Here is a 13,148-nt window from a genome sequence, read left to right as displayed (position 1 = left end):
TTTAACTAAAGTGATAGCAATTTAAGTAGTACAGCAGCAGGTAAATCCACCCACGGCATGAAGAAGTGGTCATTTCCCTCTTCCCCCTGCTTCCTGCCCCCTGCCTCTTCGTTGAGTTTCCAAAAATATTAAATTTAATGGAAGATTTAATAAATCGAGAGAGGTGTACGCTACCTAGATGTGAATGCGTCAACAGAGGACTCAACCAATGGGATATGTAATTGCTACTGCAAACATGAAAGGTGGCGTTGGTAAAACCACCCTCACCGTCAACTTAGCTACCTGTTTAGCTAAAAATCATGGCAAGCGGGTGCTTGTCCTTGATTTAGACAGCCAAATTAGCGCCACACTCAGTTTGATGTCGCCTTTAGATTTTGCCAAGCGTCGTAAACAAAGCAAGACATTTAGATATCTGATCGACGAAGTTATCAATCCAGACCCACAAGCAAAACTCACAATTCAAGATATCATTCAATCCCAGGTTTGTAATCTTCCCGGACTGGATTTATTACCAGGAGATATTGACTTGTATGATGAATTTGTTGTATCAGAAATGCTACATCAACAAGCGACTGCACTAGGAGAACAGGACTTTGAAACGATTTGGAATCGCTTTGAAAGAGTCCTGATTAATAATATTTTAAAACCAGTGCGTCAAGAATATGATTTTATCCTTCTCGATTGTGCCCCTGGATATAATTTATTAACTCGTAGCGCTTTAGCTGCCAGCGATTTCTACATACTTCCTGCAAAACCAGAACCCTTATCTGTGGTGGGTATTCAACTACTAGAAAGACGCATCGCCCAATTAAAAGATAGTCATGGACATGAAACCAAAATAGATATAAAAATGCTGGGAATTGTATTCAGCATGTCTACTGCTAACCTTCTCACGGGCAGATACTATAAACAAGTGATGCACCGCGTTGTAGAAGATTTCGGTGTAGAGAAAATTTGTAAAGTACAAATACCAGTTGATGTCAATGTTGCTAAGGCTGTTGATAGTTTTATGCCAGCTGTTTTAAATGCTCCCCAATCAGCTGGTTCAAAAGCGTTTTTTCAGTTAACTCAGGAGTTATTGCAAAAGCTATAAAGACCTAAGCAGTAAGCTAATGAGGGTAATATAGCAGTCCTAAATCATTCATTAAAGATTAGATCCCCGACTTCGTAAAAGTTGCCGGGGATCTGGACGGCACGAATTTTCATAAATTAGATAGTATTGCTATAAGTAAGTTATCTTTTATATAAGTCCAGCAGTTATACGGAAGCTATATGCAGTGAGATTCGGCTATTGAGTGAAAAGGTCAGTAAATCTTACTAAGAAACAATGCTTACTCAAAATTCTATACCGACAGAGAAAAATCAGAACTTGGTAATACGTTTACCACGGACTCTGAGTTATCTCGAAACCTGGGGCTTTGGCTTAACGGGTCATGTGGGATGGATTGGTACTGCCCCTATTATTCATGCGGCGTTAGGGCCTAAAGCGATTTTAGTTTGGTTTGTTGGCACGATCGTTTCCTTCTTACTGAACTTGCAGGTACAAAGTCTAGGTAGACATTGGCCAGATATCGCTGGAGGAACACCGAATTACACCACAAGGCTATTAAAAAATTTTCCTGGCTTCGGTCGTTACGTAGCATTAGGATACTTTTTTAGCTGGGCAGCAGCACCGGCACTGTATGCAATTATTCTGACAAACCTAATTAAAGTCAATTTTGAAACATTAGGTATTTCTTGTCCAGAAACTTTATTAAAAGTTCTATTTACAGCAATTCCTTTTATTTTAGCGTTCAGTGGCACTCGTGCTTTAGCGCTCCTGCATTTATTTTTTGTATTCCCAGCGATTTTATTACTGCTTTTATTTTCTATTCAAGGTGTGTTATGGTTCGCCTCCTCACCTACTAGTTTTAAACTTATCTCAACTAGCACACATAGTCTGAGCTTTCAAGAATGGGCAAAGTGGTTTTTTCTGGCTAGCTACTCAATTTATGCTTGCGAAACCACTTCTTCTTTTGTTGCTGATAGCCACCATCCATATAAAACTTTAAAGTTCTTAACCGTAGCTGCTTGGCTAATTCCTCCAGTATTTTTAGGTGGTTCTTGGGTATTAATGTGTTCGGCTCCAAATCCAACAATAGGTGAAGATGCGTTCTTAAATTTAGTCGCGGCTTCTAAGCCTTTTTGGGGTGAATCTGCCTCTTTTCTAGTAACACTTTTGATTACTGTATCTTGCCTTCTAAGTTCTGCTACGGCAGTTTCCAACTCTCCTCGGATATTATACCAACTTGCCTTGGACAGACAGATTTCTTCCATATTTGCATTAGTTTCCCGTCAAGGTGTCCTTGGACCTGCTATCTTCGTTACCTTTTTAATCAGTTTGCTGTGTCTAAATTTGGGAAATGTATCTCAACTTGTCACAGTAGCAGGCACCTGTTATCTGATGTCCATTATGGGATTACATCTGGGATTATGGCTGTGTCGGGGAAAACCCCAGGTGTTATGGCCTTGGTGGTCACTTGGTTTTTTCTTTGTAGAAGCGGTAGTTCTAATAGTAGGAGGTTTAGCTTGGAATTGGAGAGATTTTTTAGTGGGATTATTATTACCCATTATTCTGATGATAGGAGATGTCGGGCTACGTCGCTTAAGGTTTGCGCCATTACAGTTGGAATCGTGGACACAGCGTTACTACACTTGGTCTAGTAGAAACAATTCAGATTTTCTGATACTACAGGTGATCGTTTTAGTATCATTAATTTGTATTACTGCCACAAGCAGTTGGGTTATCCGCGATTTATTAGGCAGAGTTTCTGATAATCCTCAAAACTCTTTACTAGCTATTCTGTTAGTGACGCTTTCTTTGATTGGGGTAGCGATCGCTTGCTGGACAACTCTACCACAAATTGTTGCTATTGATGAAGCACGCAAACAAGCAAAAAGTCTATTTATCACTACTCTTGACACTGTTCCAGATACTGTTTTAGTTTTAGATGAAAACGGTAAAATTTGTCAGATTAATGCTGCGGCTGAAGAATTATTTCAAACCAATGTTCAGGAGTTGCTTGGGCAAAACTTAAATCAACTCTTAGTATGCTATCACGCAGAAATGTTGAATGCTGATACAAAAGTTTACATATCTAGTTACACTAACTCTAAAAAGCCTAAAATAGTCAACATGACATCATCTCTTCAAACCAATGAACATAACTTATTTTCTGACACATACAAGATTGTAAATAGCGGAATTTATCTAATAGCGTATGTCCCCATTGTTGTGGTACAGATAATATCTGTAAAATTAGATAAGCTATTAAAGTAACGTAAATTTGTATGGTGATACCATTAACATTTTTAGTAATTAACTTGTCAAGTTTTAAGTGCATTTTCAAAAACTTCCACAACAATTCAACTCCCCAACGCAATCGATAAATATCCCTGATTTCATAATCACTAACGGCAGCCTCTCCTAATGTTGGTAAATTGGTTACTAATCGAAACTCAGTTTTCGTTTCTAAATCACAAAAATTAATCACTCTATAGGCTTGAGCATCATTAGATGCACCAACTTTAATTAATCCAGTTTGCTCCTCAAATTCTAACTTCCAATTGTTTTTTACCCGCAAAACAAAGTATTTGTTTTCTTGGACTAATTCTTGGATAAATTTTAATCCAGCAAAACCTCTATCCATTACACCAACAGCATTATTTGGTAGACTAGACATCATTTTACAACCAAATTTATAGTCATGGTCATGTCCAAAGTTTATGAAGTTATCTGATGGACTTCCAGTAGCTAAATTTAGAGAACTGAAAAGTTTTACTTGATGGTGTCCTAGTACCCATAACAATTTACTTGTGAGAGTAATAATTGTTGAATCTATTGGACAAATTGCATATTTATCATGTAACTTTTTTTGAACTTTCTTCTGTACTAATTCATTTAATTTTTGGTAAATTTCTTGAAAAGGTTTTTGACTTCGATGTAAGTTTGCTTTAGAGAAAGTAGAAATATCTACCGGAAATCCTGTGTTGTTTAATCTGTTAAATAAATCTCGCATACTTGTTAAGCTGTTATCCATAGCATAAGATAACCAGCACTCAAAGAACAGACGACTGTTCAATACTGGATAATCGTTTTTTGGCAGTCCTCTCAAGATATCTTTGACAATCTTGGGAAATGAATTTATAATCACTATTAAATAGATATACTTTAATCTTCCGCCCAAAATTTAACATATTTTGGGCTGTTTTTATCGGATTTTTCTTAACATTCAACACTTTTGGCTATCACGGCAAACCAAAGCAATGGTCTATCAGAACTGAGCAAACTTTAAAAATAAATCAAGGTCTAAGAATTGTTGAATCGACTATTTCCCAGCCATTTAATTCTCAGCTTCGGGAGTATGTTGTTATTATCCGTGACATCACTAAGCGTAAGTTAGTAGAGGAAGAATTAATTCAATATCGTTATCAGCTTGAAAAACTGGTTCTAGAACGCACCGTTGAACTTATCAGAGTAAATCAACAACTAGAACAAGACATTATCAAGCGTCAACAAGCACAAGAGCAATTACTTCACAATAGTCTTCATGACGGACTAACTGGCTTACCTAATCAACGATTATTTATGGAGCGAGTCCAGCAAGCAATAGAACGTACTAAACAGCAAAATAATTATTTATTTGCCGTACTCTTTTTAGACCTAGACCGCTTTAAAGTTGTTAACGACAGCCTGGGACATCTACTAGGAAATCAACTTTTGATTGCAATTTCCCATCGGTTAAAGTCAGTTCTGCGAACCGGAGACATAGTTGCCCGCTTTGGTGGAGACGAGTTCACTATCTTAATTGAGGACATTGAGGATATTGACATCGCCATACAGGTAGCCGAGCGAATTAAAAAGGTGCTAGCTTTGCCATTTGAATTAAATGAGCATCTGGTATTTACTAATGCTAGTATCGGCATCGCTTTAAGTAAACCAGATTATGAACAATCAGCGCATATTCTCCGCGATGCCGATGTTGCAATGTACCGCGCCAAATCACTTGGCAAAGCACGCTATGAGGTCTTTGACCAAAAGATGTACGAGGGTGCATCTTTGCTATTAGAGTTAGAAACTGCTTTGCGAAATGCACTGCTTAAGCAAAAAGAATTTCGCCTTAATTACCAGCCAATTATTTCACTTATAACTGGCAAAATTATTGGATTTGAAGCCCTGATACGTTGGTATCATCCAAAACGAGGGCTTATTTCTCCTCAAGATTTTATTCCCCTGGCTGAGGAAACTGGAATGATTGTTAGTATTGGGCAATGGGTGCTTTTTGAAGCCTGTCAGCAAATGCACAGATGGCATCAAAAATTTCCTAGCTCACTACCTCTGACAATTAGCGTAAATTTTTCTGGGAAACAAATAACGCAACCTGATGTGTTTAAACAAGTTAAACATATTTTGCAAGAAACTGGACTGAAGCCATGCAGTTTAAAGTTGGAGATTACTGAAACCCTGTTGATGGATAATTTTGAATTAGCTACCACTGTGCTTTCTCAGTTAACAGAGCTAAATGTCGAGATGCACATAGATGATTTCGGAACTGGTTATTCATCATTGAGTTATCTACACCGCCTACCAATCAAAACCCTGAAGATTGACCGCTCTTTCGTCACTAATATAGGTAGTCGAGGAGAAAATTTAGAGATTGTGAGAGCAATTGTGACATTAGCTCATAATTTAAACATGTCTGTAACAGCAGAAGGTATAGAAACTGTAGAGCAATTAGCACAACTGAAGGCGTTACAATGTGATTATGGACAAGGGTATTTTTTCTTACGACCTATGGAAAGTGCAGAAGTAGAAATGCTACTTGCTGCTAACTTGTGTTCCAAGAACTTTTTAAAGAGATAAGTTATTTGGTATCAATTTCTGTTCGGAGAAATACCTTGTAAAATTGAGAATTCAATTACACTTGAGAATCTACATTAATGTTGTAATACTGGCTGTAGCTGGAAATTTTTTGCATTATTAAGTAACCCTTGTTCTAACAATAGTTCATTAATAAAAATATCGATTTTCTCCCGGACAATATTCTGCATGACTATCATGTGTGCCCAATTTTCAAAAACTGCTAATTGCCACTTTTTAATTAATCTTTGAGAAGGTTTTTGAAAAACTACTGTGTTTGAAAAATTATTTAACATACATGGATATTCTCTGATTTGAAGTTGTTGGAAAAGATATTGAGCATTATGAATACAGGTCTTAGCCTCTTTAGCTAATCCATCATAACCTCTTGTTTGTACTGCATACCAGAGAATTAGGGGAGTATGACCGTTTCTAGATCCCAGAATAGTTGTATCTTTTGAACCAATATATTCAATTTCTGTTTCAACTTTCTCTACCCATTTTTTCTTAGTTAAAACTACACCACAAGGTAAGGGAGAACCAATGAATTTAGCAGAAATAGCTACACTATCTATGGGTTTTTGAAAATTAACTTGCGGAGCGCCATCTAAAAACGGTAATATTAACCCTGAAAGTGCAGCATCACAATGAATGTAGTAATCTTTTATCTGATTGCGCTCTAAAATTTCTAGAACTTTGTCTAAGTTATCAATTGCACCTTTGACAGTAGTCCCAATATTTAAATTTATGATGGCTGGATAACGACGATTTTCGCTAAGGAGTTGTTCAAAATGGTCATAATTCATTTCTCCATTAATTTGCGAATTCACAACATTATGTTGAATGCGGAATAATTTCGCGGCTTTCGGAATTGAGTAATGAGAGTCTTGTGATGAGTAAAGAATCCCATTAGGGTAGATTTCTCTTGCTAAGAAAATTCCATATAAGTTACCTTCAGTTCCACCAGCAGTAACATAACCCCAAAACTGATTTTCTGGAATTTTATAGAGGTGAGCAAAAAAAGATAATACTTCTTGCTCAAATTTACGGGAATGGAGACCAAAATCTGGCTCAATATATGGGTCTCCAGCATTATTTAACAGATGATTGAAAAATTTGCCGATCGCACTGTAATCACAACTTAAATTATACGGATAGCCTGCATGAAACTGCGATCGCTGTTCTATTTGCAGCAAAAAATCTGCCAATTCTTTAGCAACTTTACTTGACATATCTTTGTATCTCTTAAATTTTGATTGAGTTAATGGATGTTTTAATCTAAAATTTACGTATTAATCCATACCTTTATATTTTATTAAAAATACTGTAAATCGGCTCTATACATGAAAAGGATACGGTGAAAGTACTTAGCGGGCTTCAGTAAAAACACCTGAGTTTTTGCTTACAAGTATATTACCCTTAGAAATTAATTGCTTTACAAAAAAACAATAATGTGTATTGCGTAAAATATCTTTTTCAGACGGTGACTACAACCTGAGTTAACGTGAATTATACGGTTGAGGTAGTGTCTATATAATTACCTAAAAGAACAGACCTCACTCTGGTTTTAGTACACAAAATTTTCCCTCTCTGAGTTGGAGAGGGAAAGGCTTGAACTTTATTTAAAGGTAGAGAGAGGTTCGTTAAACTCAGGTATATTTGCTAAAACTCTCCGGCTAAGGCTGCAACACACCGTTCGCAAATTAAGGGGTGTTCTGCTGATTCTCCCACATGAGTAGAGTAGTTCCAACAGCGATCGCATTTTTCCCCATCTGCTTTGTAAACCTGAATATATATGCCAGCATCATCTCCTTCCTCAAAAATGGGTTCAGATGGCACTTCTACTTGAGAAGCTAAAAATAGATAACGTAACTCATCTACACCATTACTTTTTTCAACTGAACCGTGAGTATTAGGATTGAGAGCTTGTAAACGTTGACGCAATCTCTCATCAAAGACATGCACCACAACTTTTGCTTCTAAAGAAGATCCGATTGTTTTTTGCAATCGATATATTTCTAGAGTTTTGTTGACCTTATCACGAATTTTTCGTAACTCTGACCAAAATTCTGCTAACTCTGGATTACGCCATTTTTCTTCAACCTGCACCCAACCGGCTTCAAATACCGATTTGTAAGGTGTTTTGTAAGGGAGATATTGCCAGATATCTTCGGCAGTGTGAGATAACACTGGTGCGATCGCTCGTGCTAAATTATCTAAAGCTATTTTCAGCACCGTTTGACAACTGCGACGGCGGAAAGCATCCTTTGCACTGATGTACAGCCTATCTTTGGCAACATCTAAATAAAAGTTAGATAAATCAACTACGCAGAAATTCTGTACTGTTTGGAAAAAGCGGAAGAATTGGAAACTCTCAAAGGCTTCGGTAACTTCCTCAAATACCTCGGTGATGCGGTGCAGCATATAACGGTCAAGTTCTGGCAATTCCTCGAAGGGAACTGTATCTTTTTCCGGGTCAAAATCATCCAAGCTACCCAACAAGAACCGCGCCGTATTGCGAATCTTGCCTCTAACATCATTCATCTGCTTGATGATGTTTTTACCAATGCGGACATCGCCGGAGTAGTCTACCGATGATACCCACAATCTCAAGACATCTGCACCGTAAGCCGGTTCTACTTTTTGATTTTTCCCACCTTCAATGATTGTATTTGGGTCAACCACATTTCCTTCTGACTTGCTCATTTTCCGGCCTTGTTCGTCCAAAGCAAAGCCGTGAGTTAGCACAGTTTTGTAAGGTGCAATGTCATTTACCGCTACACTGGTGAGCAAGCTTGACTGAAACCAACCACGATGTTGGTCGGAACCTTCCAAATATATATCAGCCGGGTAGCGTAACTCTGGACGCTGTTGGACGACAGATGCCCAAGATGAGCCAGAATCAAACCATACATCCATTGTGTCTGTACCTCTGCGGTAAGACTTACCATTTTGGCGATAAGATTCCGGTAATAACTCCTCAACTGAAAGTTCCCACCAAGCATCGGAACCTTTTTCGGCGATGATTCCTTGGACGTGGTTGATAATTTCTTCATTCAGCAGTGGTTCACCCGTGGCTTCGTCGTAGAAAACGGGAATGGGTACACCCCAACTCCGCTGACGAGAAATACACCAATCGGAACGTTCCGCTACCATTGGCGTGATCCGATTTTCACCTTGGGCTGGAATCCATTTTACAGTTGCGATCGCCTTTAGTGCTTCTTCTCTAAATCCTTCCACGGAAGCAAACCATTGTTCAGTAGCGCGGAAAATCGTCGGCTTCTTAGTGCGCCAATCATAAGGATATTTGTGGGGGTATGGTTCTTCTTTCAACAAAGAACCAGCCGCAGCCAGTGCATCAATCACCGCCTGATTCCCATCACCCAGCACATTCAACCCAGCAAACTCTCCCGCCTCTTGGGTAAAATTGCCGTTGTCATCCACTGGTGCAAGGATGGGTAAACCGTAGCGCTGACCAACGATGTAGTCTTCTTGACCATGACCGGGCGCGGTATGTACCAACCCAGTACCCGATTCAGTAGTAATGTAATCACCACCAACGACAATCGGACTTTCGCGGTCAAATAGAGGATGACGATAAGTAGTATGTTCTAAGTCATTCCCCTTAAAAGTGGCTTTGAGAGTTAACTCAAGTCCCAACGTTGAAGATAACCGTTCGACTAAATCAGCTGCAACGATGAGGTATTTAAACTTGCTCTGCGCCTCTGACTGGGAAACCTCCACTACTGCATAGTTCAAATCTGCATTCACTGCCACAGCCAAATTCCCCGGAATTGTCCAAGGTGTAGTTGTCCAAATAGCCACACCCAAATCTGACTGATATTCCGCCAACAGTGGTTTTACAGCTTCCGCCAAACTTGTAACTGGAAAAGCTGCATAGATACTGCGGGAAACGTGACCTTCTGGATATTCCAACTCAGCTTCAGCCAAAGCAGTTTTAGAGCTAGGACTCCAGTGAACCGGCTTCAAACCGCGATAGATGTAGCCTTTTAAGAACATCTGACCAAACACGCCAATTTGAGCCGCTTCATATTCCGGCTTCAGAGTTAGATAAGGGTTGTCCCAATCACCCCAAATACCATAGCGTTTAAAATTTTGGCGCTGGTTATCTACCGTAGCTAGTCCAAATTCTTTCGCTTTCTGCCGTAGTTGTAAAGGCGTTAAATTTTGTCGTTCTGCTGACTTCATGTTCTGCAAAACTTTTAACTCAATTGGCAAACCGTGACAATCCCAACCAGGAACGTAGCGAACTTTACGCCCTCGTAACATTTGGTAGCGATTAATAATATCTTTGAGAATTTTATTTAAGGCATGACCAATATGGAGTGAGCCATTAGCGTAGGGAGGCCCATCGTGCAGTATAAATAATTCGCCGGGGTTATTTTCAAAGAGGCGATCGTAAATTTTATTTTCTTCCCAAAATTTTTGGATTTCAGGCTCGCGCTTGATGGCGTTTGCCCGCATATCAAAGCTAGTCTTGGGTAGGTTTACAGTATCTTTGTAACTTCCTGATTCGGTCACAGTCTCATGCCTAGAATTAGGTGTGCAGGTTTTATTAATTATAGGAGATAGCCTGAAAACCAAAATTTGCTATTTGAGAGCGAGTTTGATAAACCTCTCTCTACCTTGAATTTTCGTTAAGGGACTTGCGTGAAAATAAAGTACTAGTAAACCGAGTTTCGACACTTCGACTGCGCTCAGTGCATCGCTGCGCTCAACTCTCGATGGCTGAGGGTTGAGCGCAGTCGAAACCCAACTTACATTTAATGCACAAATTTAAGCTTGACACGGCACTATATTTATGCGATCAAGTGGATTATTGCAGCAAAAGAGTTTTGCCGTTACCGTTAGTTGACGCATTCGCAATTGCAGCTTGAGCCGGTTGAGTGGGAAGAACCGCTACAACTGGAGCAACTTTTGAACTAGATTTTTTATTTCTTTTTCCATTAGAGCCGCCAGCTTTGGAATACTGTATGCTGTTTCTGCCGTAGATAGTTGCAACTCCACTTAGCATTCGTTCAGACATTTCGGAGAGGGCTTTATCCATCTGGGTGATTGTTTTACGCGATTCTTCAAGATTGGATACAAGCGTGTTATGAGCTTCTAACGTCGCACGGGTAGTGTTAATGAGGTGGTTGTAGGCTTCAATGCTTAATCCATGTCCTAAATCAAGATTTTCATCAACGGATTTAAGCAAGGCGAGACGAAGTTGGGCTTTGTCAACAGCAGCAGAACCACGAGTTCTTAAAGACATGAGATATCCTTTTTTTTAAGAATTCCTTTTTCAACATAGTGGAGTATCCTTTTGCCTGAGATGGGTAGTTTTGTGGATTTATTTCATTAAAAGTTCAACGAAATAATTACGAGTTTGTCTGTATTTTTACTCATTTTTTATATCGATTTCTTGTTTGAGAATAAGTGCAATCAGCAAATGCGAACGCCAAATCAACAAATGCGAACGCTATATCAGCAAATGTGAACGCCAAATCAGCAAATGCGAACGCTAAATCAGCAAATGCGAACGCTAAATCAACAAATGCGAACGCTATATCAGCAAATGCGAACGCCAAATCAACAAATGCGAACGCTATATCAGCAAATGCGAACGCCAAATCAGCAAATGCGAACGCTAAATCAACAAATGCGAACGCTATATCAGCAAATGCGAACGCCAAAATAACATTAGAAAGGGGAAACTAGAACATCTAATTCCCTCACTTTTATAAGCTATGGTGTATACACAAGTCGAATTACCCCCCCCTTAATCCCCCCTTAGGAGTTATGTAAAAATAAATTGAACAATTAACTGACTACTTTGGGTTTGATAATATAGTTCCACTCACCATGAAAAGAATTTCGTTCGATTGCGATAGTATCAAGCTCTTGGTCTGTAACCTTGATTCCCGTTTTGTAGAGATTTGGATCTAATCTAGCTTCAACTTCTAATCCTTGTGTGGTGGTAGTATTGCGAATTAGATTAATCACAACTTGCAAGCTAGTTAATGGTCTGCCTCGCCAGTTTTGGGTAATGTGACAAAACAAGCGATGCTCAATCTTATTCCATTTACTTGTGCCTGGAGGAAAATGACACACATGAATAGTTTTACCAGTATCAGTTGCTAATTCTTGTAACTTCAATTTCCACAATCGTGAGCGATAACTATTGCTACCACCGCAATCAGCCGTAATCATTATATGCTCACTGCTGGGATAAACTTGTTTACCCATTGAGTACCACCAATGACGAATAGACTCGACTGCAAACTCTGCGGTATCGTGGTCAATGCCAACATTTACCCATCCTTGATTTGAGGTTAAGTCATAAATTCCGTAGGGAATTGCCTTGCCCAACTTGGGGTCAACAAAATCATGCATTTTCACCTCAATTGGCTGTTCCTTTTCACACCACTCGGTTCCAGAATTTTTAAAATCTCCAATTAATTCTTTTTTTTTGTATCAACTGAAATACGGGTTCGTTCTGGGATTGAAAGTGCAAGACTTGGTTGGAAATATGTAAAAACTGATCATCTCTATCTGGATGAGATGAGCCATCACGGGTTTTACGATTTGATTGTAAGCTGTAGCCAAGCGATTCAAGTAAGTTATAAACACTTTTAGGACTAGTCCTATGTCCCCCAATGTTTAATGCCGCAGCCAGTTTCACAACACTTTTAGAAGTCCATTTTAGAGGAGATTCTGGGTCTCCCAGTGTCACTGGTTCAATCAGCGATTCTAAATCTGATAGCAGCATTGCGTCTTTTTCTTCAAGTAGTTTACGTCCAGCACCTGACGAACGAATTCGATTACTATCATCATTCGAGGTTTTTTCCCCCGAAGCGTCTAACAATAACCGTATCCCAGCATGGATTGTAGTCCGGGATAGTCCAGTTGCGAGCGCAACCTGACTCACGCCTCCCCAGCCCAGGCTTCGGGCTTCAATTGCTGCCCAAATACGCCGTGTTTTCTCATTCAAATAAGGCGATAACGAATCGTACTTGTCTTGAATGCTTTCTACTACCTGCTTATCAGACATATAAGCCTTTAATTCGGTTACATTCTGATCATCTTACCATTCAGCAAATTGTTCAAGTTATTTTTACATGATGCCTTAGAAAGGAGGGAAAAAAGAAATCTAGTTACCTTTCTTTTAGAAAGGTGGGAAAAAAGAAATCTATCTAGTTCCCTCCCCTTTATAAGGGGAGGGTTAGGGTGGGGTAAAAAAATTTTA

At 39.1% G+C, this 13,148-nt stretch carries 8 protein-coding genes and 1 pseudogene; 4 read left to right on the top strand and 5 right to left on the bottom strand.

What is annotated here, in order from left to right; genetic code table 11:
* The first annotated feature begins 208 nt into the window (after positions 1-208).
* Both NPUN_RS07525 and NPUN_RS07520 read left to right on the top strand, forming a co-directional pair.
* Complete coding sequence (locus NPUN_RS07525; protein WP_012408196.1) at positions 209-1,093, top strand: ParA family protein; 885 nt, start codon at positions 209-211, stop codon at positions 1,091-1,093.
* A 234-nt stretch (positions 1,094-1,327) separates the two neighbouring features.
* Positions 1,328-3,049, top strand: a pseudogene (locus NPUN_RS07520) (APC family permease); the annotation flags it as partial.
* 121 nt (positions 3,050-3,170) lie between these two features.
* Here the strand turns inward: NPUN_RS07520 and NPUN_RS43025 are convergent.
* The gene (locus NPUN_RS43025; RefSeq protein WP_012408090.1) at positions 3,171-4,193 is read right to left on the bottom strand and encodes an IS4 family transposase; all 1,023 of its coding nucleotides are present in this window, start codon (positions 4,191-4,193) and stop codon (positions 3,171-3,173) included.
* 434 nt (positions 4,194-4,627) lie between these two features.
* Here NPUN_RS43025 and NPUN_RS07510 point away from each other — a divergent pair, with 434 nt between their 5' ends.
* On the top strand, positions 4,628-5,902 hold the full coding sequence (locus NPUN_RS07510) for a putative bifunctional diguanylate cyclase/phosphodiesterase (protein ID WP_052304560.1): 1,275 nt from the start codon (positions 4,628-4,630) through the stop codon (positions 5,900-5,902).
* A gap of 74 nt (positions 5,903-5,976) precedes the next feature.
* On the opposite strand, the gene NPUN_RS07505 is transcribed toward NPUN_RS07510, so the two are convergent.
* The 3 genes from NPUN_RS07505 to NPUN_RS07495 all read right to left on the bottom strand — a co-directional run bounded on the left by NPUN_RS07505 (position 5,977) and on the right by NPUN_RS07495 (position 11,174).
* Positions 5,977-7,131, bottom strand: coding sequence for a histidine decarboxylase (locus tag NPUN_RS07505; RefSeq protein ID WP_012408195.1), 1,155 nt, complete (start codon positions 7,129-7,131; stop codon positions 5,977-5,979).
* A gap of 430 nt (positions 7,132-7,561) precedes the next feature.
* On the bottom strand, positions 7,562-10,441 hold the full coding sequence (gene ileS / locus NPUN_RS07500) for an isoleucine--tRNA ligase (RefSeq protein WP_012408194.1): 2,880 nt from the start codon (positions 10,439-10,441) through the stop codon (positions 7,562-7,564).
* Positions 10,442-10,736: 295 nt separating this feature from the next.
* Complete coding sequence (locus tag NPUN_RS07495; protein ID WP_012408193.1) at positions 10,737-11,174, bottom strand: hypothetical protein; 438 nt, start codon at positions 11,172-11,174, stop codon at positions 10,737-10,739.
* A gap of 240 nt (positions 11,175-11,414) precedes the next feature.
* Between NPUN_RS07495 and NPUN_RS40445 the strand changes: the two genes are divergently transcribed.
* Positions 11,415-11,600, top strand: coding sequence for a hypothetical protein (locus NPUN_RS40445; protein WP_148220265.1), 186 nt, complete (start codon positions 11,415-11,417; stop codon positions 11,598-11,600).
* A 122-nt stretch (positions 11,601-11,722) separates the two neighbouring features.
* On the opposite strand, the gene NPUN_RS07485 is transcribed toward NPUN_RS40445, so the two are convergent.
* Positions 11,723-12,953 (bottom strand): ISAzo13-like element ISNpu10 family transposase gene (locus NPUN_RS07485; protein WP_086000589.1). Its coding sequence is split into 2 segments (ribosomal slippage): positions 11,723-12,377 and positions 12,376-12,953, totalling 1,233 coding nucleotides; the frame shifts between segments, so codons are not numbered across the junction.
* Between the last annotated feature and the right edge of the window lie 195 nt (positions 12,954-13,148).

Source organism: Nostoc punctiforme PCC 73102 (assembly GCF_000020025.1).
In the GTDB taxonomy this organism is placed as follows: Bacteria; Cyanobacteriota; Cyanobacteriia; order Cyanobacteriales; family Nostocaceae; genus Nostoc; species Nostoc punctiforme.
The sequence above is the reverse complement of the archived record's forward strand: the minus strand, read 5'-3'. Positions and strand labels throughout refer to the sequence as shown.